We start from the raw sequence: 20,329 nt of genomic DNA, 5'->3' as shown, positions 1-20,329 counted from the left end.
CGTCATCTTGAGACGTGTCCGCCGTTGTCTTGTCACGGTCCCCATCCTCCATAAGAGGGGAGGGAACCCGCAGGGACAACGCCGCCCACGTTTCTCTTTCTTCCGCTTCACTTGTCAAAGAACCCGAAGCGCATCACGCTTCGCCGGACCCCCGCAGGGCCCCAATTCGACAGAAACACGCCCCGTCCCGACCAGCGGGCCATTGAGCCAAGTTTCCGTGGAAAACGGACAAGGCAGAAGCGCCAGTTGGCGGCGCCGCCTCGTCTATGGGTGGGGTATAAGGGGGTGAGTCGGGGGTGTCAACGACCGATTCGCAAAAACTGTATCGCGCCGCCGATACTATGCGACAGAGGCGGGCGTAAGGGGCTGACGAAACAGGCAAAGCGGTCAAGCTCAGGGCCGGAACGCTGCTGCTCGCGGTGTGAAATTCCGTCCGCCGTCTCTTCGCGCGGATGCCGAGGACGGGCCGGCACAAGGCGGGGCCATATAGAGTCAAGGCCGTCCGCACGGGCGCGACGATCACCAACCTTTCGCACCAGTTGCCAATCCCTTAAAAGGGGCGCGTGAGTATTGCGTCAGTGAGGAACAACCTTGGCCGCAGATAGCCGCAAGCCAAAAACCGTCGAGCTGGGCGAAGAACCGCCCATCATGATGGGCGATGCCGATCCCGCCCGCTATTCGCGGCGGGGCGTCAGCGTGCGCTGGCTCTTCGGCGCCGTCGTCACCGCGATCACGTCGACCGCCCTCATGGGCGGTGCCCTCATCGCCGCCCTCGATGGGCGCTATGTGGTCTCGGCCCACGCCGCCCCCCTCGTCGATGCCGCCAAACCCCGCGCCGTGCGCAAAGGCGAAAAAGGCGACCGCGTCCGCCCCGCCTACGAGGCGGTGTCCTCGCGCCGCGTCATCGAAATCGCCACCGTGGTGCGCCAGGGCGACGAGCGGATCATCGCCAAACGCCCCTATGTGATGGTCAACGCCTCGCTGGTCCTCGACCGCGCGGACATCGCCGGCGACATTCCCGCCTTCAACGCGCGCGAGCTCGTCTCGACCGAGACCCAGGCGGGCGAGAACGCAACCGATGCCATCTCGGCTCAAGAGGTCGACGGGGAAATCACCGTCTCGGTGTCCGACTTCCCGCTCGACGAGGGCGTCACCTTTCAGGACGACCTCGAACTGAAGGAGCGCGACATCGCCCGGCAGATCCGAGGCGAAGCGCCGCAGCCGGTCGACGGGCTTCCCACCGTGGTCGCGTCCGCCGACGGCAGCGTCAACCTCGCCGACGATGCAGCCTTCGTGGATCCCGCCCAGGAAACCGCGCCCAATCTCCTCGTCATCCCCGAAAACGTCTCCGAGCTGGTGAAGACGGAGGACGACGACGACGAGGGCGACGACAACGAGCTTCTGGAACTCGTCCAGCCCGGCGACACGTTGTCGAAGATCCTGGTGGGCAGCGGCGTCAGCGCCGGAGACGTCAAGGAAATCAACGCGGTTCTGACCGAGATGAAGGTGGCCAAGCTGATGCCGGGCCAGACCCTGCGCATCGGTTTCGCGCTGGACGAGGAGGGCGAAGAGGCTCAGCGCCGTCCGACGCGCCTCTCCATCTACGAGAAGGACCGCCACATCGCGACCGTGGCGATGACCGACAGCGGCGAGTTCGTTCTGGGCGAGGCGCCGGCCGGCCCCGCGCCCGACGTCAGCGCGCTGCAGGTGGCGGCCCCGCGCAATCAGACGCCGCCGATCTACGACAGCCTCTACCAAACCGCGACCGACAACGAGCTGCCGGACCGGGTGCGCGACATCCTCGTCGCCACCTTCGCCAACGAGGTGGACTATAATGCCTCGGTCCGGGCCGGCGACACGCTCACGGTGCTGCACTCGCAGCCGGTGGAGGGGGCGAGCGAGGCGACGGAGCTGCTGTTCGCCGCACTCACGGTCGGCGGCGTCCAGAAGCGCTTCTACCGCTTCAAGTCGGACGACGGCACCGTCGATTATTATGACGAGGACGGGCGCACCGGCGACCGGTTCCTGATGCGCAAGCCCGTCCAGCGCGGCGTCTACCGCTCCGGCTTCGGCATGCGCAGTCACCCGATCCTGCGCCGCCGCCGCATGCATAAGGGCGTGGACTATGCCGCACCGCGCGGCACGCCCATCTATGCCGCCGGTGACGGCGTCGTCTCCGAGGCGGGGTGGAAGGCGGGCTATGGCCGCTGGGTCTCCATCAAGCACCTCAACGGCTACATGACCGGCTACGCCCACCAGTCGCAGATCGCGAAGGGCATCAAACCCGGCGTCAGGGTGAAGCAGGGCCAGGTGATCGGCTATGTCGGATCGACCGGCTTCTCCACCGGCCCGCACCTTCACTATGAGGTGCACGTGAACGGCCGCCCGGTGAACCCGCTGAAGATCCGCCTGCGCCGCGGCAAGGAGTTGACCGGCAGTCAGCTCGCGTCCTTCCGGGCTGAGCGGGACCGGATCGACACATTGCTCGACGAGCGTCGCATCGAGCTGGCGCGCCGCTGAGCGATCCGCACCCGAACCGTTGATGAAAACCGCGCCTCGGCGCGGTTTTTTCGTTTGCCGTGCCCATCACCCGCCCATCACCCGCGGGCGAAGTGCGGCGGGGACCGGACGTCAGGCGAAGAGGCGCCGGGGCCGCGGAGGGCCAGCGGGGGCGGTCTTGGACTGGCGCACGGAGGAGACCGGCGCCGCACCTTTGCGGACGAGGAGGAGGGGGAGGGCGGCCAGCACCACCCCCGACATCGCCACCGCCGCCAGAGGGCCGAGGCAGAAGGAAGCGCCGATCGCCGACAGGATGATGAGCCCGCCGAACGCGGGGTCCGCGCGCAGCAGCGCCAGCAGCGCGAAGAGGACCGCCAACGCACAGAAGACGAGGCCGCACCAGGCGAGAAGCGAGCTGGCCGGTCCGAGCGGATCGACCAGCGGCTGAGCGAGGCCGGGCACCGGCAGCGGCACCAGCGTCGCCGCGCCGGCCGATGTTGCGAGGACGGCGACGAAAGCGGGTCCGTGGTGCGCCATGATGAACCTCCCGAGCGAAAGAGGCTCCGTCTTAACAATTTATGGATGTATTTGCAATTTAAGATATAAATTGCCGCATGCTCTCGTGCGGTGCGGAGGCCCCCGGTACGCACAGCGGGGACACCCGACGAAAACGCGCCGGCGGGGGCCGCCGGCGCGCACTTTAAGTCAGGTCAGGCGCGGGCTCAGGCCGCCTGCGACGCTTCGTCCGCCGGCTGGAAGATCAGCCGGTCCGACGTCGCCGTGGCGACCACCGTGTCGCCGTCGCTGATGGTGCCGGACAGGATCGCCTCGGCGAGCGGGTCCTGCACCTCCTTCTGGATCACGCGCTTCAGCGGGCGCGCGCCGTAGACCGGGTCGTAGCCCCTCTCGGCCAGCCACTCGCGCGCCGCCTGCGGCACGGTCAGGCTGATCTTGCGGTCGGCCAGAAGCTGGTCGAGCCGCTTCAGCTGGATGTCGACGATCGCCGTCATCTGCGCCCGCTTCAGGCGGCTGAAGAGGACGATCTCGTCGAGCCGGTTCAGGAACTCGGGCCGGAACAGCCCGCGCACCATCTCCATCACCTGCGGGCGGACCGCCTCCACCTCGTCGTGCTCGCCCTGGTTCGCCAGGAACTCCGCGCCAACGTTCGACGTCATCACGATGATCGTGTTGCGGAAATCGACCGTGCGGCCCTGTCCGTCCGTCAGCCGCCCGTCGTCCAGCACCTGGAGGAGGACGTTGAAGACATCCGGGTGGGCCTTCTCGATCTCGTCGAACAGGACCACCTGGTAGGGCCGCCGCCGCACCGCCTCGGTGAGCGCGCCGCCCTCGTCGTAGCCTACATAGCCCGGAGGGGCGCCGATCAGCCGGGAAACGGCGTGCTTCTCCATGTATTCCGACATGTCGATGCGCACCATCGCGGTGTCGTCGTCGAACAGGAAGTGGGCCAGCGCCTTGGTCAGCTCGGTCTTGCCGACGCCCGTGGGGCCGAGGAACATGAACGAGCCGATCGGCCGGTTCGGGTCCTGCAGTCCGGCGCGGGCGCGGCGCACGGCGGTCGACACGGCATGCACCGCCTCGGCCTGGCCGACGACGCGCTTTTCCAGCGCCTCTTCCATGCGCATCAGCTTCTCGCGCTCGCCCTCCAGCATCTTGTCGACGGGGATGCCCGTCCAGCGCGACACCACCTGAGCGATGTGCGAGGCCGTCACCGCCTCCTCGACCATGCCGCCGGACCCCGCGCCCTCCGCCTCGGCGATGCGCCGCTCCAGCTCGGGGATCACGCCGTAGGCGAGCTCGCCGGCCTTCGCCAGATCGCCGCGCCGCTGCGCGTTCAGAAGCTCGTTGCGTGCCTGGTCGAGCTCGGCCTTGGCGCCCTGCGCCCCGGCGAGCTTCTCCTTCTCGGCCCGCCACTTGGTGGTCAGCTCGTCGGAACGGTCCTCGAGGTCGGCAAGCTCCTGCTCCAGACGGTCCAGCCGGTCCTGGCTGGCGCGGTCCTCTTCCTTCCTCAGCGCTTCACGCTCGATGGAGAGCTGCAGGATGCGCCGGTCGATCTCGTCCAGCTCTTCGGGCTTGGAGTCCACCTGCATGCGCAGCCGCGAGGCCGCCTCGTCGACGAGGTCGATCGCCTTGTCGGGCAGGAAGCGGTCCTGAATGTAGCGGTTCGAGAGCTGCGCTGCCGAGACGATGGCGCCGTCCGAGATCCGCACGCCGTGGTGAAGCTCGTACTTCTCCTTCAGGCCGCGCAGGATGGACACGGTGTCCTCCACCGAGGGCTCGTCCACGAACAGCGGCTGGAAGCGGCGGGCGAGCGCGGCGTCCTTCTCGATGTACTTGCGGTACTCGTCGAGCGTGGTCGCGCCGACGCAGTGGAGCTCACCGCGCGCCAGAGCCGGCTTCAAGAGGTTGGAGGCGTCCATCGCCCCATCGCCCTTGCCGGCGCCGACCAGCGTGTGCACCTCGTCGATGAAGAGCACCACGTCGCCGACCGACTTGATTTCGGAGAGCACCGACTTCAGCCGCTCCTCGAACTCGCCGCGATACTTCGCACCGGCGATGAGCGCGCCCATGTCGAGGCTGAGGAGCTTCTTGTCCTTCAGGCTCTCGGGCGTGTCGCCGTTGACGATGCGAAGCGCCAGCCCCTCGGCGATCGCGGTCTTGCCGACGCCGGGCTCGCCGATCAGGATCGGGTTGTTCTTGGTGCGGCGCGACAGGACCTGGATCGTGCGGCGGATTTCCTCGTCGCGGCCGATCACCGGGTCGAGCTTGCCGTCACGCGCCGACGCGGTGAGGTCGGTGGTGTACTTCTTCAGCGCGTCGTAGCTGTCCTCGGCGCCCGCGCTGTCGGCGGTGCGGCCCTTGCGCAGGTTGGCGATCGCGCCTTCCAGCCCCTGCGGCGTCAGCCCGGCGGCTTTCAGGATCTTGAAGCTCTCGGTCGACGGTTCGGAGGCGAGCGCCAGCAGCAGCCTTTCGACTGTAACGTAAGAGTCTCCGGCTTTTTGTGCCAGACTCTCGGCCTGGTTGAGCACTTTGACCGTGCCGGACACCAGGCGCAGGTCGCCCGCGCCGGAGCCGTCCACCTTCGGCATTTTGCCGAGAGTGCGCTCGACGGCGGCATGGGCGTCCTTCGGCCGTGCCCCCGCCTCTTTCATGAGGCCGGCGGCGAGACCGTCCGGATCGTCCAGCAGAGCCTTCAGGATATGCTCGGGCGTGAACTGCTGATGCCCGGCCCCGATCGCGTTGGTCTGGGCGGTTTGGATGAAGCCGCGCGTACGATCGGAAAGTTTTTCGATGTTCATAGGGACCCCCTTGTCCCGGCTCGCGTCATGCGCTGATGCCCGCCAGCCGTCACTTGGAATGGACGGTGCGCGTGCCACCGTCGGCGCCGCCGAAGCCGGCGCCATCAGATAGATAAGGTCGATCTGCCCATTCAAAAGGCATTGCAGGCCGAAAATCGGCGTCGGTCCATCCTTTCCGCAGGCTGTCTTTCGCGCAACTTTAAAGTGTGAATTCTGGTGCGATAGGGCGTGACGCGGCGGAAAGTTCTGCCTATGTTGCTGTGATGGGGCCGCGGCCCCGTTATGGGGGATCCTATGCGTCAGCAGAACGACACGCGCCTCGTCCGCTTTCTCGCCGGTCACGCGGTGACGGGCGGGCTCATCGCGCTGGCCACCGTCGCCCTTCTGGTCATCGGCGATGTCGGCGGCCTGCGCAGCCTCGTTCTGAGGAGCGATGCCGGCTTCCTCGCCCTCGCGGTGATGACGTCCTTTTTCATCATCACCTTCGCCAGCGTGCAGATGGCCGTCGCCGTCGCGCTTCAGGGTGAAGACCGCACCGGCGGGCGTGGGCGGCGTGACATGCCGTCCGGCTACCAGCTTCAACCGATCCGCGTCGAGGCGCGCCGCCCGCTCACTCGCCGCCACCTGGACTGAGACCCGCCTCGGCGCAGCGCTGGGCGCCGCCGCCGCTGCGCCGCGCGGAACGACACCTGACGTGCTGTGAGGCACCGTCCCAGCACGAGAACGCATGCCGACTGCCTACATCCACATCGGCATGAACAAGACCGGCTCGACCGCGGTGCAGCATGCTCTCGCCGCCGCACGCGACGAGGCGGCGGCGGACGGCCTCGTCTTCCCCTCCGCCTTCGGCGCCAACCAGTCGATGCCGCTTGCCGCGATCTTCCGAGCGGATGAGCCGGCCTTCCGCCGCACTCTCGCCCGCCGCGGCTTCGAAGGGCTGGTGACCGAGGCGCCCCGCCTCGCCACCGCATTCGACGACATCGCGGCCGCCACGGCCCGCAGCGGGAACGACCTCATCGTCTCCGGCGAAGGGCTCAGCCATTTCCCCGAGGCCGCCTGCGCCGCATTGAAGGCCCGGCTCGCACCCAACTTCGACGCCGTGCGCATCATCGCGCTGGTGCGGCCGCCCTTCGCTTTCCTGCGCAGCGTCTGCCAGCACCGGCTGCGGGACGGAACGCCGTTGGACGAGCTTCTCGCCCGCCCGCCTCTCCCGCAGTACCGCATGCGCTTCGAGCCTTATCGGCGCGTCTTCGGCGCGGACGCCCTGCGCCTCACCATCCATCATCCTTCGCAGTTCGTGGCCGGCTGCGTGCTGCAGACGGTGCTCGCCGCGGTGCAGCGCCCGTTGCCGCATCTGGCGCACCTGCGGGCAGGGCGCGCCAACGAGTCCCTCTCACTCCCCGCGCTCAAGCTCCTCCAGGCGATCGGGCCGAAGGGCGAGCCGAAGCCGTTGGCGACGCTGCCGCCGCCGCTGGCACACGCGCTGGAGAAGGCCGCCCACCGCGCGTTGCGGCCGCGAGGCGGCTTCCATCTGCCCGGGCGGTCCCTGTTCGCCCGGCGCCCCGGTGCGGTCGAATGGCGCGCCGCACTCGCCGCGGCCGCCGCCACAGTCCCGGGGCCGCCCTTCCGTCTCCCGCGCGAGATCGCCGCGGCCGCCGCTCCGGCGCTCGCCGAAGAGGCCGGTTTCATCGACGATTTGCTTGGCCGTCCCATCGCCCCATTCGACGATCCGCCTCGTGAGGATGACCTGGATTTTGCCGCGATGCGGTCGTGGTCCGACGCGGAAATCGCGCAAATCGTCAGCCATCTCGGTGCGGTGGCAACCGCCGAATGACGCAGCGCAGCCTCAAGGCAATGAGGCGTCGCGGGAGGTCCGAACCCGGTCCCGCGTACAATTTGCGTGATGTTTTTACCACGGTTCCGCCAAAAAGCCGGTTGACGCTCACCCATTGGGCGTGCCGTTATGTGCGCCATTGACCAGCCAACGGGTGACGTCCTGAGCCTAGAACGCGAGACACCTGGCGCCGCGGTTAAGTTCGACGGCGTTCAGAAAAGTTATGACGGCGAAACACTCGTCGTAAAAGACCTGAACCTCGACATCCGCGCCGGGGAATTCTTGACGATGCTCGGCCCATCGGGCTCCGGCAAGACCACCTGCCTGATGATGCTGGCCGGTTTCGAGCCGCCCACCCATGGCGAAATCTTTCTCGACGGGCGTCCCATCGGCCAATTGCCGCCGCACAAGCGTGGCATCGGCATGGTGTTTCAGAACTACGCCCTCTTCCCGCACATGACCGTGGGCGAGAACCTCGCCTACCCGCTCAAGGTCCGCGGCCTGTCCAAGGCGGACATCAAGGCCAAGGTGCAGCGCGCGCTCGACATGGTGGAGCTCTCGGCCTTCGGCGGCCGCCGCCCGGCCCAGCTCTCCGGCGGGCAGCAGCAGCGCATCGCCGTCGCCAGAGCCCTCGTCTTCGAGCCGAACCTCGTCCTCATGGACGAACCCCTCGGCGCGCTCGACAAGCAGCTGCGCGAGCAGATGCAGTACGAGATCAAGCACATCCACGAAAATCTCGGCGTCACCGTGGTCTACGTCACCCACGATCAGACCGAGGCGCTGACCATGTCGGACCGCGTCGCGGTCTTCAACGACGGCAAGATCCAGCAGCTCTCGCCCCCCGCCGAGCTTTACGAAGCGCCGAAAAATTCGTTCGTCGCCCAGTTCATCGGCGAGAACAACAAGCTGTCCGGCCAGGTGACGAAGATGGTCAACGGCCATTGCGAGGTCACGCTGGACACCGGCGCCGTGGTCAAGGCGGCGCCCGTCAACGTGGACGGGGAGGGGGCGCGGACCACCCTCTCGCTGCGGCCCGAGCGCGTCACCATCGGCGACACCGCCGCCGAAACCACGCTCGGCGGCCGCGTGTCCGAACTCATCTATCTCGGCGATACCATCCGCGCCCGCCTGGCGGTGGAAGGCAACGACGAATTCATCGTCAAGGTGCCGAACCACAACCGCGCGGTCTCGCTGAAAGAGGGCGAGACCGTCACCGTCGGCTGGGCGACCGAGGATTGCCACGCTCTCGACCCCATCGCCACCTGAGGCGGCGGGCAAGGGATCCGCGGTGCGGCCGCGGCCGCCCGCACGACGATGGCGAACCACCACAGGCGCCATCGCATCGACGACGCCGGCGCTCACCAGCGTCCGGCCATACCAAACAAGGGAGAGTCATTTTGCTGAGGCACATTCTGATCGGCACGACCGCATCGCTGCTGGCGGCGGGCGCGGCTGTCGCAGCTGAGCCGCTCAACATCGTGTCGTGGGGCGGCGCCTACTCGATGAGCCAGCGCAAGGCTTATCACGAGCCTTACTCGGAAAAGACCGGGACCGAGATCCTCGAAGAGGACAAGTCCAACCAGGCCCTCGCCGGCATCCGCTCTCAGGTCGAGGCGGGCAACGTCACCTGGGACGTTGTCGACATGCTCCAGGCCGACGCGCAGCGCGCCTGCGACGAAGGGCTCCTGGAGGAGATCCCCTTCGACCAGCTCGCCGAGGCGCCCGACGGCACCTCCGCCATGGACGACTTCATCGAAGGCACCACCGGCGACTGCTTCGTCCCGCAGATCCTGTATGCGACCATGTTCGCCTACAACACCGACGCCTTCCCCGACGGCGGCCCCAAGACCGTGGCCGATGTCTGGGATCTTGAGACCTACCCCGGCACCCGCGCGCTGGAGAAGATCCCGCAGAAGAACCTCGAGTGGGCGCTGATCGCCGACGGCGTGGCGCCGGACGAGGTCTACGAGGTTCTCGCCACCCAGGAAGGCCAGGACCAGGCCTTCGCCAAGCTGGACGAGATCAAGGACTCCATCATCTGGTGGGACGCCGGCGCGCAGCCGCCGCAGATGCTGGCCGACGGCGAGGCGACCATCGCCACCGCCTATAATGGCCGCATCTTCAACGCACAGGTGAACGAGGGCCAGCCCTTCGCGATCATGTGGGACGGCCAGATGTTCGAGGTCGACGGCTGGGTCGTCCCGGTCGACACCGGCCAGTTCGACCAGATCATGGACTACCTGAAGTTCGCGACCGACACGCAGCGGCTCGCCGATCAGGCCAAGTGGATCTCCTACGCCCCGGCCCGCTCCTCCTCCGTGGAGCTCGTCGGCAACCTCTGGAAAGAGGAAGGCGGTGAGGCTGTCGAAACCGACATCGACATGAAGCCGCACATGCCGACCGCGCCGGAGAACTTCCAGAACGCCATCCAGTTCGACACCGACTTCTGGGCCGACTACGGCGATGCTCTGGAAGAGCGCTTCAACGCCTGGCTGAACTCGTAAAGCCGGACCGGCGGCGCGCCTCAAGGGGGCGCCGCCACCTCGCGGCGGACCGGATTGCCGCCCGACCCTTTCCACGAACACCGGACACCATATGACCGACGCTGCCGCCGTACCGGGCGCCGTCGCGGCACAGGACCCCTCGGGGCCGCTGACCACCGCCGACGGAAAGCCGCTGAAGCAGGCCCTTCGCAAGGCCAACGCCAAGGCGCGGCGCAATGCGCTCCTTCTGGTCCTGCCGCTGTTCGCGTTCCTGCTCATCACCTACACGATCCCCATCGTGCAGATGATGACCCGCTCGGTCTCCAATCCGGAGGTTGCCGAGTATCTGCCCAACACCGCCGCCGCGATCGCCGACTGGGACGGGTCCGACCTTCCGTCCGAGGACGTCTATGCGGCGATGGTGGCCGACCTCAATGCCGGCGGCCGCTCCACCATCGGCCGCGTCGCTGCCCGCCTGAACGCCGAACTCGCCGGCGTGCGCTCCACCATGATGGGCGCGATGCGCGACTCCGACGAGTTCCAGGCGCCCTACAAGGACGCGCTTCTGGCCGACGATGACGACTGGGCCGATCCGCGCCTCTGGAAGCTCATCCAGCGCGAGTCGCGGACCCTGACGCCGGCCTACTATCTGCGCGCCCTCGACTACGAGTATGACGAGAACGGCGACATCGTCCGCCGGCCCGAATATCTCCAGGTCTACACGCAGACCTTCTGGCAGACGGCGTGGATGAGCGGGCTCATCACCATCATCACCATCCTGCTCGGCTATCCGGTCGCCCACCTTTTGGCGACGCTGCCGCCCGCACGCGCCAACCTCTTGATGATCCTGGTGCTTCTACCCTTCTGGACATCGCTTCTCGTGCGCACGTCCGCGTGGATCGTGCTGCTCCAGCAGGAGGGCGTCATCAACGACGTGCTGGTCCTCCTGCACATCGTCGACGAAGATGGCCGCATCCGCATGATCTACAACCGCATCGGCACCATCGTGGCGATGACGCACATCCTGCTGCCGTTCATGATCCTGCCGCTCTATTCCGTGATGAAGACCATCCCGCCGTCGTTGACGCGCGCCGCCCGCTCCATGGGCGCGACGCCGCTGCGCGCCCACCTCACCGTCTACATGCCGCTGACGGTGCCGGGACTCGCGGCGGGCGTGCTCCTCGTCTTCATCCTGGCGATCGGGTATTATATTACCCCGGCGCTGGTCGGCGGCGAATCCGGCATCTTCATTTCCAACCTCATTGCCGACCGGATGACCGGCTCGCTGGCCCAGCTTCGCCTGGCATTGGCGCTCGCCACCATCCTCCTCGTCGGCGTCCTCGTCCTCTACTGGCTGTTCAACAAGCTGGTGGGCGTGGACCGGCTGAAGTTCGGGTGATCCGATGGCACGTCCAGTCTACGAATCCGGTCTCGAGCGCGCCTGGCGCATCACCTATCTCACGATCTGCGGGCTGATCTTCTTCTTTCTGATCGCGCCGATCATCGTGATCATCCCGCTGTCGTTCAACGCCACGCCCTACTTCACCTTCACCAAGGAAATGTTGTCGCTGGACCCCAGCGGCTACTCCCTGCGCTGGTACGACAACCTGTTCAATTCGGGCGAGTGGACGCGGTCGATCCAGAATTCCTTCTTCATCGCCATCGTGTCCTCGATCATCGCGACGGCCCTCGGCACCTTGGCCGCGCTCGGCCTGTCGCGGCGCGAGATGCCGGCGCGCGCACTGATCACCGCCTTCCTCATCTCGCCGATGATCGTGCCGCTCATCATCACCGCGGCGGCGCTCTTCGCCTTCTACGCGCGGCTCAACCTGTCGCAGACCTATTTCTCGATCATCATGAGCCACGTGGTCTTGGGCGCGCCCTTCGTCGTCATCACCGTCACGGCGGCGCTGTCGGGCTTCGACAATCAACTCATCCGCGCCTCGCAGTCCCTGGGCGCGAACCAGGCGACGACCTTCTTCAAGGTGATCCTGCCGCTTCTGACGCCCGGCATCGTGGCGGGCGCGCTGTTCGCCTTCATCACCTCGCTCGACGAGGTGGTCGTCGTCCTCTTCCTCGCCGGGCCGCGCCAGGTGCCGATGACGGTGCAGATGTTCGGCTCGCTGCGTGAGGAGATCAGCCCGACTATTCTGGCGCTCGCCACCATTCTCGTGTGCCTGTCCATCCTGCTTCTGTCGTTCATGGAAATGATGCGCCGGCGGACGGAGAAACTGCGCTCGGGCGGCTGAGGGCGCCGTCCGCGGTCCTCCCGCGACGGTGCGCCCGCCGGGCCCGGCTGGCAGGCGGGCGGGAAACGCTTATCTTAAGGGCGTGTCCAAGAATGATCGCCATATGCCCGCCAGCGCGGGAGAGAGCCGGACCGGCGCGACCCCGCCCGCGGACGCGCCGTCCTCCACCCGCAGCGACATCGACGCCTTCCTGGCGCGCGCCAAGGCGACCGCGCCCGCGACGGGCGGGGCGCGCGGCCGGCTGATCTTCGCGCTCGACGCGACGATGAGCCGGCAACCCACCTGGGACAAGGCGAGCCACATCCAGGGCGAGATGTTCGCCGAGGCGGCCGCCGTCGGCGGGCTGGACATGCAGCTCGTCTATTTTCGCGGGTTCGGCGAGTGCCGGGCCTCGAAGTGGCTGTCGGACGGGGCGCGCCTCGGCGACATGATGAGCCGGATCGACTGCCGCGCCGGGCGAACGCAGATCTCTAAGGTGCTCGCCCGCGCCCTTGACGAGACGCGCAAGTCACCTGTGCAGGCGCTCGTCTATGTCGGTGACGCGATGGAGGAGAACATCGACCTCCTCGGCGAGCGGGCAGGGCAGCTCGGCATGCTGCGGGTGCCCATCTTCATCTTCCAGGAGCGGCGCGACCCTGCGGCGACGCGTGCCTTCGCCGAGATGGCGCGGCTCTCCAAGGGTGCGCATCTGACGCTGGACGGCGCATCCGGGGCCGAGCTCGCGCGGCTCCTGAAGGCGGTGGCGGTCTATGCGGCGGGCGGCGTGACGGCGCTGTCGGACCGCAGCGCGAAGGGGGACGGGGGCGCCCGCCTCCTCCTGGAGAAGCTTTCATGATTCTGCTTCTGCTGCCGCTTCTCGTCGGCCTCGGCCTGTTGGGGGCGATGGTGCTGGCGGTGCGGTGGTTCGCCGGCGCCAACACGCAAAAGCTGGCCGAAAGCGTCAAGCAGGGCGGCAACGCGGGGCTGGTGCTGGTCGGCCTCTTCCTGCTGCTGCGCGGCCGGGTGGGGCTCGGCATCACGCTCATCGGCGCCGGTCTCGGCCGCATGTCGGGCGGCAATTTCCCCGGCAATTTCCCAGGCGGCTTTTCGGGCGGCGCCGGCGGCGGGTTCGGCGGCTTCGGAGGAGGGTTCCCGGGCGGAGGCTTCCCCGGCGCGGGCGGATTCGGCGGCGGCCCGTTCGGCCCCTTCGGCGACGGGCCGCGCAGGACCCGCCGCTCGGCCGGCACCGGGTCCACCGTGCGCACCGCCTCCTTGGAGGCGACGCTCGATCACGATTCTGGGGATATGGACGCCACCGTCCTCAAGGGCCGCTTTCAGGGCCGGCGCTTCTCGGGCATGATTCTGTCCGAGCTGATCGTGCTGTGGCGCGAGATGGAGCGGGCCGGTGAGGCCGACTCACGCCTCCTCGTGGAGGCATATCTCGACCGCCTGGACCCCGCTTGGCGTGAGAGCGCTGAGGTTCACGCTGATTCGGGGGCGCAAGGCTCTGGAGGCGCGGGCCGCTTTCACGGCGGTTCCATGTCCGAGCAGGAGGCCTACGAGGTGCTCGGCCTTCGTCCCGGTGCGTCCGAAGGCGAGGTCCGCGCAAGCCATCGCCGCCTGATGAAGCAAATGCACCCCGATCACGGGGGAACGAGTGGCCTGGCCGCCAGGCTCAACGAGGCCAGGGACGTCCTTCTCGGACGTCGTTGAAACAACGCTCATCGCTCGACTCACAACTGGCGCACCGAGGCGCGCCAGTCATTGGGTGCGCCCCCTGCGTTACATGGATACCGCCCAGCATGGCCGGTTGTGGTTAGTGAAGAGTTTGCAGGCCGCAATTGCGTCGGCCTCAGACCGGAAACCGCCGAACCGTGCGCGATAGATCGTGCCGTTCGCGGTGGTCGCCGTCACAGTAACACGGGTCTGCTGGCCCATGGCTGGCACGGTCCGCGCCGCTTCGTCGAGGATGGCGGCGGCCGCTGATTCGCTCTTAACCGCGCCCACCTGGATCTGCCAACCGCTCTCGGCGGGGGCGGCAGCCTTCGCGTCGGCCGCCGGGGCCTTCGCCGCGGCCGCAGCCGACTCCACAGCCGCAAGCGCCAGCCGCATCGTGTGCTTGGCCGAGGAGGGGTCACGCGGGGCGCGCTTGCCGGTGGTCACGGGTGCGGAACCCATGGCGATCACCGTCAGCCCGCTCACCGGCACCATGCGCTCTTCCACGAAGGCGCTGAGCGCGTTGTCGTTCGCCGCCGTCGTGCCCGTGGCGAAGACGCCGAAGACGGCACCGAAGCGCGACACGGGAGCCTCGCCTCGCTCGCTCAGCGTGCGCGTCACCGCGTCCGGATCCGCCGAGGCGAGTTCGATGGTGTTGCCCGCCGTACCGCCCGCGCGGGCGTTGCCGCTCTCGAGTGCCGCTTCCACACTGCGCGGCGACGGGATCGAGACGGGGGAGGGGAGGGGCTCTGCGGAAGGCGCGGCCGCCTCGCCGGCGCTGGCGATGACGGCGTGGAGCGCGTCGGTCGCGTTGGCGGGGGCGGTGATGCCGGCGGCCTCGCGGGTCTGCGAGGCGAAGGCGAGGATGGTCTGCAGCGGGTCGCCCTCGGGCGCGTCGCGCTTTTCGATCCGGGCGGCGAAGCGCACGGCGAGGGTCGGGCGCGCGACCGGGATCGGCGGCGGGCCGAAGTCGCTCCAGGCGGCGAAGACCATCGGCTCACCGCGCTTGGCCTTGGGCAGCGTGCGGGCGATGAGGTCGGCCATGTGCTTGTCGCGCGCCGCGCCGCTGGTGCCGCCCATCACCACGGCGACGAGGTGGCGCCCGTCGCGCCGTACAGAGGTGACGAGGTTGAAACCGGAGGCGTTGATGTAGCCGGTCTTGATGCCATCGACGCCCTCGACCCGGCCGAGCAGGCGGTTGTGGTTGCCGTAGCGGCGCTTGCCGTACTCGAACACCCGCGTCGAGAACACGCCATAATATTGCGGGAAGTCCCGCTGAATGGCGATGCCGAGCGTGACCATGTCGCGCGCGGTCGTCTTGTTGCCGGGGTCGGGCAGTCCGGACGGGGTGGTGAAGGTGGTGTGCGCCATGCCGAGGCGATGGGCCGTCTTCGTCATGCGCGCGGTGAAGGCGGAGACCGAGCCGGAAATGTTCTCCGCCGTCATCGCCGCGACGTCGTTGGCGGACTTGGTGACAAGCGCCTTGATGGCGTCGCGTACCGCCATGGTGCCGCCGGGACGGATGCCGATCTTCGAGGGCGGGCGCGATGCGGCGTACTCGGACATCGTGAAGTTGGTGTCGAGGGTGATCCGTCCGGCCGCGAGCTCCTCGAAGACGACGTAGAGCGTCATGATCTTCGTGAGGGAGGCCGGGTAGCGCATCTCGTCGGCGCTGTCGGCGTAGAGGTCCTTGCCGCTGATCACATCGACCACGAGCCCGGCATATTTGGGGTTCGCGGCCGCCGGCATGGCCGCTACGGCCAGGAAGAAGGCGACGCTAAGGGCTTTTGTCAGCCAGAGCACGAGTGGGCTGCGGTGACGGGGGCTTTGGGCGTGCATACGGTCCTTCGGCGCTCCGGCAGCGGAAAATCCGATGAAAGCCGGTCGGTTACGAGACAAACACGCACCGCATAGGACGGGACAAAGGGTTACGAGCCGCTCAACCGACAGGGTTAATACGGATATACGAACAAAGCCTGGATTCTGCCTTGCCGGGCAGCAAGCGCAGCCCAAGGGCCGATTGGCGCCGTCCACACGTTTTTGCCCCGACTGAGGAGATTTTGCAACATGTCATCGCCTGTGGATGAACGTGTGGAGCGCGGGGCCGGGCCTGATCGCGGCTCGGTGGCACGCGCGGCCGAATCAGGCCGGACCACGCCGCCTGCGCCGGACCCGGCCGAGCGGGCGGCCGCGGAGGCCGCAATCCTCACCGCCCGGCCGGACCTTCGCGGCGCGGCGGCGGTCGTCCACGCGGCCGGGTGGGACTGCCTCGCCATCGAGCAGGGCGGGTCGTTGTTCAAATTCCCTCGCACCGCGGCGGCGGAGGCGCGGCTGGAGGGGGAGCCGGTGCGCCTCGGCGTCGCGCGGCGCCTGCTCGCGGGCGGGGACCATCCCGCCCTGCCGCGCATGATCCTGCACCGCACCCCGCGTCTCTTCTCCGAACACCCTCTCATCGCCGGGACGATGCTGGATCCGGCCGGCTACCACGCGCTCGGCGAAGACGAGAGGGAGCGCCTCGCGGGAGCCGTCGCCGGGGTCTACCTCGCGCTTCACGCGGCCGATCCGGCGGACGTCGCGGCGGCGGGGGTCGCGCCTGTCGCGCCCTGGCCCTCCGCGGAGGCGCTGTTCGACGCGGTGCGCCGCCGCCTCGACCCGCCGCTTCTGGCGCGCGTGGCCGACGTTCTCGGCCGCGTCGCAGCCGGGCCCGACGACCACGCCGTGTTCGGCCATTTCGACACCCACGGCTGGAACATGGCTTTCGACGCGGCCTCCGGGCGCCTCGCCGGTCTGTTCGATTTCGGCGATGCCGGGATCGGCCCGCGCCACCGCGACCTCTCCTACCCCTCCTTCATCTCGCCCGACCTGACGCGGCGTGTCGTGCGGCTTTACGTAGCGCGCGGCGGCCGGCCGGTGGACCTTTCGCGCGTTTTCGATTGTCATACGGTCCTGAGGGTGATCGAGCTCGGCAGCGCCGGAGCGAGTGCGCCGTCCTTCACGTGGGCACTCACCGATTGGCTGGCCGCGCTGGATCGCACTCTGTCGGACACGGCACACGAGGATGCTGTGCGCGGGGACACTGTGCGCGGGGACGATGCGCCGCGGCACGTCTCTGGCGGACGGCTTGTCGGGCGCTGATTGCATTCCCATTTGGGATGGAACGGCGTCGGCCTCTTGCCTTGGCCACTGTTGGGATTACCATCATCGTCAGACGCCAGATTTCCCCGTTGGACTGAGCCGGCATCAGTGAAAGGGACCGGCTTGCGCGATGTTCTTCGACGTTTCAGGATGGCGACTATGAGAACGGGACCGGAGCGAACGGCACCAGGGCAGGCGATGGCGGCACGGCCGCTCACGTCTGCGGAGCCGGACTTCGCCCCCGTCTGGCCTCTCGCCAGCCTCCTTTCGACGGGGATGGCCTCGGACAAGGACGACGGGGATACTGGGGGTGACAATGGCGACGGGAACGATCCCGGCACGCTGGTCATCACGCGGCCGAAGCCGAAGACGAAGCGCCCGAACATGTACCGGGTGCTTCTTTTAAACGACGACTACACGCCGATGGAGTTCGTCGTTCACGTTCTGGAACGCTTTTTCCAAAAGAATCGGGAAGAAGCGACCAGAGTTATGTTGCATGTTCATCACCACGGCGTCGGCGAGTGCGGCGTTTACACCTACGAGGTGGCCGAAACAAAGGTGACGCAGGTGATGGACTTTGCTCGAAAGCATCAGCATCCTCTCCAGTGTGTGATGGAGAAGAAGTGAGGAGCGACCGTGCCGTCATTCTCCCGTAGCCTCGAAAAGGCCCTGCACCAAGCGCTCGCCGCCGCCAACGAACGCCGCCAGGAATACGCAACCCTGGAACACCTCCTACTTGCGCTGGTGGACGATCAAGACGCGGCCTCCGTCATGAAGGCCTGCAACGTCGATCTCGACCGCCTGCGCCGCGACCTGTCCGAATATATTGACACGGAGCTCGATAATCTGGTCGTCGATGGTGACGACGATAGCAAACCCACGGCCTCCTTCCAGCGCGTCATCCAGCGCGCAGTGATTCACGTCCAGTCTTCCGGCCGAGAGGAAGTGACGGGGGCCAATGTCCTTGTCGCGATCTTCGCCGAACGCGAAAGCCACGCGGCATACTTCCTGCAGGAACAGGAGATGACGCGCTACGACGCTGTCAATTATATCAGCCACGGCATCGCAAAACGCGCAGGCGCCGGGGCCGAACGCACCCGCGAGGCCGAAGAAGATATGCCGCAGGACGAAGCTGCGGGCCCGAAGCGGAAGACAGACGCCCTCGAGGCCTACTGCATCAATCTCAACGAGAAGGCCCGCAAGGGCAAAGTCGATCCGCTGATCGGGCGTGACCAGGAGGTGCGCCGCACCATCCAGGTCTTGTGCCGCCGTCAGAAGAACAACCCGCTCTTCGTCGGCGACCCCGGCGTCGGCAAGACGGCGATCGCCGAAGGCCTCGCCAAGCGCATCATCGACGGTGAGGTGCCCGAGGTCCTCTCCGAGTCGACCATCTTCGCCCTCGACATGGGCGCGCTCCTCGCCGGCACCCGCTATCGCGGCGACTTCGAGGAGCGGCTGAAGCAGGTCGTCAAGGAGATCGAGGACTATCCCGGTGCCATCATGTTCATCGACGAGATCCACACCGTCATCGGTGCCGGGGCGACGTCGGGCGGCGCGATGGACGCGTCCAACCTCCTGAAGCCCGCTCTGTCCTCGGGCGCGATCAAGTGCATCGGCTCGACCACCTACAAGGAATATCGCCAGTTCTTCGAGAAGGACCGCGCCCTGGTGCGCCGCTTCCAGAAGATCGACGTGCCCGAGCCGAACATCGAAGACGCCATCGAGATCCTGAAGGGCCTCAAGCCGCGCTACGAAGAGTTCCACGGCCTGACCTTCACCAACGAGGCGATCAAGTCCGCGGTCGAGCTGTCGCACCGCTACATCAACGACCGCAAGCTGCCGGATAAGGCGATCGACGTGATCGACGAAACCGGCGCCTCGCAGATGCTGCTGGCCGAAAACAAGCGCCGTAAGCAGGTCGACGTGAAGGAGATCGAAGCCACCGTCGCGACGATGGCGCGCATTCCGCCCAAATCCGTCTCCAAGGACGACGCGGAGGTGCTCCAGTCGATCGAGACCAACCTGAAGCGCGTGGTCTACGGCCAGGAAAGCGCGATCGAGACGCTGTCGTCGGCGATCAAGCTCGCCCGCGCCGGCCTGCGCGAGCCCAACAAGCCGATCGGCTCCTACCTCTTCTCCGGCCCCACCGGCGTCGGCAAGACCGAGGTGGCCCGCCAGCTCGCCGAGCTGATGGGCGTCGAGCTCCTGCGCTTTGACATGTCGGAGTACATGGAGCGGCACACGGTGAGCCGCCTCATCGGCGCGCCTCCGGGCTATGTCGGCTTCGACCAGGGCGGACTCCTGACCGACGGTGTCGATCAGCATCCGCACTGCGTCCTCTTGCTGGACGAGATCGAAAAGGCCCACCCGGACCTCTTTAACATCCTCCTGCAGGTGATGGACCACGGCAAGCTGACGGACCACAACGGCAAGAAGGTCGACTTCCGCAACGTCATCATCATCATGACGACGAACGCGGGCGCCGCCGATCTCGCCAAGGCTCCCATCGGCTTCAACCGCTCGCGCCGTGAGGGTGAGGATCAGGACGCGATCAACCGCCTGTTCACCCCCGAGTTCCGCAACCGGCTCGACGCCATCGTCCCCTTCGGCCCGCTGCCGCAGGACGTGGTGCACCGCGTGGTCGAAAAGTTCGTCATGCAGCTGGAGGCCCAGCTCGCCGACCGCAACGTCACCTTCGAGCTGTCGGAAGACGCGATCGCGCTTCTGGCCGAGGAAGGCTACGACGAGAAGATGGGCGCCCGCCCGCTCGGCCGCGTCATCCAGGAGCAGATCAAGCGCCCGCTGGCTGACGCCGTCCTGTTCGGCGAACTGAAGAAGGGCGGCACCGTGAAGGTGACCGTCGAGGAAGGCGAGGACGGCAAGAAAAAGCTCGCCCTCGAAGCCATCGCCGACCCCAACGCCCCGGCCGACGAGCCGGAAGAGGACGACGATGCCGGCGAACTGACCGGCTCCGGCTCCTCGGGCATCCCGCGCGTGCCGCTGTCGAGCTGACCCCGCCGCGCTCCGACCGAACGACCGGGCCACACTGGCCCGGTCTCCCCCCGGCGACGCGCCCTGCGTCGCCCGCCGACGCCGATCAGCCGGCCCTTTGACGGC

15 protein-coding genes are annotated in these 20,329 nt (G+C 67.5%); 12 read left to right on the top strand and 3 right to left on the bottom strand.

The window, feature by feature from the left end; genetic code table 11:
* Positions 1 to 591 precede the first annotated feature (591 nt).
* Complete coding sequence (locus BIX52_RS06260; protein WP_075220027.1) at positions 592 to 2,520, top strand: LysM peptidoglycan-binding domain-containing M23 family metallopeptidase; 1,929 nt, start codon at positions 592 to 594, stop codon at positions 2,518 to 2,520.
* A gap of 111 nt (positions 2,521 to 2,631) precedes the next feature.
* Here the strand turns inward: BIX52_RS06260 and BIX52_RS06255 are convergent, their stop codons facing one another.
* Together BIX52_RS06255 and clpB are read right to left on the bottom strand one after the other, a co-directional pair.
* On the bottom strand, positions 2,632 to 3,036 hold the full coding sequence (locus tag BIX52_RS06255; RefSeq protein WP_075220026.1) for a hypothetical protein: 405 nt from the start codon (positions 3,034 to 3,036) through the stop codon (positions 2,632 to 2,634).
* A gap of 185 nt (positions 3,037 to 3,221) precedes the next feature.
* Positions 3,222 to 5,816 carry an ATP-dependent chaperone ClpB gene (clpB, locus tag BIX52_RS06250; protein WP_075220025.1) on the bottom strand — a complete coding sequence of 865 codons (2,595 nt, stop codon included), beginning with the start codon at positions 5,814 to 5,816 and terminating at the stop codon, positions 3,222 to 3,224.
* 294 nt (positions 5,817 to 6,110) lie between these two features.
* Between clpB and BIX52_RS06245 the strand changes: the two genes are divergently transcribed.
* From BIX52_RS06245 to BIX52_RS23920, 8 genes are all read left to right on the top strand, one after another.
* Positions 6,111 to 6,449, top strand: a complete 339-nt coding sequence (locus tag BIX52_RS06245) for a hypothetical protein (RefSeq protein WP_075220024.1) — start codon at positions 6,111 to 6,113, stop codon at positions 6,447 to 6,449.
* A 94-nt stretch (positions 6,450 to 6,543) separates the two neighbouring features.
* Positions 6,544 to 7,650 carry a hypothetical protein gene (locus BIX52_RS06240; protein WP_075220023.1) on the top strand — a complete coding sequence of 369 codons (1,107 nt, stop codon included), beginning with the start codon at positions 6,544 to 6,546 and terminating at the stop codon, positions 7,648 to 7,650.
* 129 nt (positions 7,651 to 7,779) lie between these two features.
* Positions 7,780 to 8,916 carry an ABC transporter ATP-binding protein gene (locus BIX52_RS06235; protein ID WP_075220022.1) on the top strand — a complete coding sequence of 379 codons (1,137 nt, stop codon included), beginning with the start codon at positions 7,780 to 7,782 and terminating at the stop codon, positions 8,914 to 8,916.
* Between the two features lie 131 nt (positions 8,917 to 9,047).
* Positions 9,048 to 10,154, top strand: a complete 1,107-nt coding sequence (locus BIX52_RS06230) for an extracellular solute-binding protein (protein ID WP_075220021.1) — start codon at positions 9,048 to 9,050, stop codon at positions 10,152 to 10,154.
* A gap of 91 nt (positions 10,155 to 10,245) precedes the next feature.
* On the top strand, positions 10,246 to 11,532 hold the full coding sequence (locus tag BIX52_RS06225; protein ID WP_075220020.1) for an ABC transporter permease: 1,287 nt from the start codon (positions 10,246 to 10,248) through the stop codon (positions 11,530 to 11,532).
* Between the two features lie 4 nt (positions 11,533 to 11,536).
* Positions 11,537 to 12,382, top strand: a complete 846-nt coding sequence (locus BIX52_RS06220; protein ID WP_075220019.1) for an ABC transporter permease — start codon at positions 11,537 to 11,539, stop codon at positions 12,380 to 12,382.
* Positions 12,383 to 12,485: 103 nt separating this feature from the next.
* Positions 12,486 to 13,217 carry a hypothetical protein gene (locus BIX52_RS06215; protein WP_075220018.1) on the top strand — a complete coding sequence of 244 codons (732 nt, stop codon included), beginning with the start codon at positions 12,486 to 12,488 and terminating at the stop codon, positions 13,215 to 13,217.
* Positions 13,214 to 14,074 (top strand): DnaJ domain-containing protein, encoded by an 861-nt coding sequence (locus BIX52_RS23920; protein ID WP_075220017.1) that lies wholly within the window; start codon positions 13,214 to 13,216, stop codon positions 14,072 to 14,074. Before BIX52_RS06215 ends, BIX52_RS23920 begins: the two co-directional genes overlap by 4 nt.
* A 69-nt stretch (positions 14,075 to 14,143) precedes the next feature.
* Here BIX52_RS23920 and BIX52_RS22780 read toward each other — a convergent pair whose 3' ends face one another.
* A complete protein-coding gene (locus tag BIX52_RS22780) occupies positions 14,144 to 15,880 on the bottom strand; it encodes a D-alanyl-D-alanine carboxypeptidase family protein (RefSeq protein WP_075220221.1) in 1,737 nt (578 codons plus the stop codon).
* Between the two features lie 264 nt (positions 15,881 to 16,144).
* Between BIX52_RS22780 and BIX52_RS06200 the strand changes: the two genes are divergently transcribed.
* The 3 genes from BIX52_RS06200 (at position 16,145) to clpA (ending at position 20,224) form a co-directional block, all read left to right on the top strand.
* Positions 16,145 to 17,212, top strand: a complete 1,068-nt coding sequence (locus tag BIX52_RS06200; protein ID WP_083660038.1) for an aminoglycoside phosphotransferase family protein — start codon at positions 16,145 to 16,147, stop codon at positions 17,210 to 17,212.
* Between the two features lie 276 nt (positions 17,213 to 17,488).
* Positions 17,489 to 17,839 carry an ATP-dependent Clp protease adapter ClpS gene (gene clpS / locus BIX52_RS06195; RefSeq protein ID WP_075220220.1) on the top strand — a complete coding sequence of 117 codons (351 nt, stop codon included), beginning with the start codon at positions 17,489 to 17,491 and terminating at the stop codon, positions 17,837 to 17,839.
* A 9-nt stretch (positions 17,840 to 17,848) separates the two neighbouring features.
* Positions 17,849 to 20,224, top strand: a complete 2,376-nt coding sequence (gene clpA / locus BIX52_RS06190) for an ATP-dependent Clp protease ATP-binding subunit ClpA (protein ID WP_075220015.1) — start codon at positions 17,849 to 17,851, stop codon at positions 20,222 to 20,224.
* Positions 20,225 to 20,329 lie beyond the last annotated feature (105 nt).

Origin of the sequence: Acuticoccus yangtzensis, from assembly GCF_001927245.1 — a bacterium.
Lineage (GTDB): Bacteria > Pseudomonadota > Alphaproteobacteria > Rhizobiales > Amorphaceae > Acuticoccus > Acuticoccus yangtzensis.
This window is presented reverse-complemented; position numbering and strand designations above follow the sequence as displayed.

What these genes read in the sequence shown, in the direction of transcription:
- BIX52_RS06255 (WP_075220026.1), bottom strand. Translation starts at nt 3,036, where the DNA reads ATGGCGCACCACGGACCCGCTTTCGTCGCCGTCCTCGCAACATCGGCC.
- clpB (WP_075220025.1), bottom strand. Translation starts at nt 5,816, where the DNA reads ATGAACATCGAAAAACTTTCCGATCGTACGCGCGGCTTCATCCAAACC.
- BIX52_RS06245 (WP_075220024.1), top strand. Translation starts at nt 6,111, where the DNA reads ATGCGTCAGCAGAACGACACGCGCCTCGTCCGCTTTCTCGCCGGTCAC.
- BIX52_RS06240 (WP_075220023.1), top strand. Translation starts at nt 6,544, where the DNA reads ATGCCGACTGCCTACATCCACATCGGCATGAACAAGACCGGCTCGACC.
- BIX52_RS06235 (WP_075220022.1), top strand. Translation starts at nt 7,780, where the DNA reads ATGTGCGCCATTGACCAGCCAACGGGTGACGTCCTGAGCCTAGAACGC.
- BIX52_RS06225 (WP_075220020.1), top strand. Translation starts at nt 10,246, where the DNA reads ATGACCGACGCTGCCGCCGTACCGGGCGCCGTCGCGGCACAGGACCCC.
- BIX52_RS06220 (WP_075220019.1), top strand. Translation starts at nt 11,537, where the DNA reads ATGGCACGTCCAGTCTACGAATCCGGTCTCGAGCGCGCCTGGCGCATC.
- BIX52_RS06215 (WP_075220018.1), top strand. Translation starts at nt 12,486, where the DNA reads ATGCCCGCCAGCGCGGGAGAGAGCCGGACCGGCGCGACCCCGCCCGCG.
- BIX52_RS23920 (WP_075220017.1), top strand. Translation starts at nt 13,214, where the DNA reads ATGATTCTGCTTCTGCTGCCGCTTCTCGTCGGCCTCGGCCTGTTGGGG.
- BIX52_RS06200 (WP_083660038.1), top strand. Translation starts at nt 16,145, where the DNA reads ATGTCATCGCCTGTGGATGAACGTGTGGAGCGCGGGGCCGGGCCTGAT.
- clpS (WP_075220220.1), top strand. Translation starts at nt 17,489, where the DNA reads ATGGCCTCGGACAAGGACGACGGGGATACTGGGGGTGACAATGGCGAC.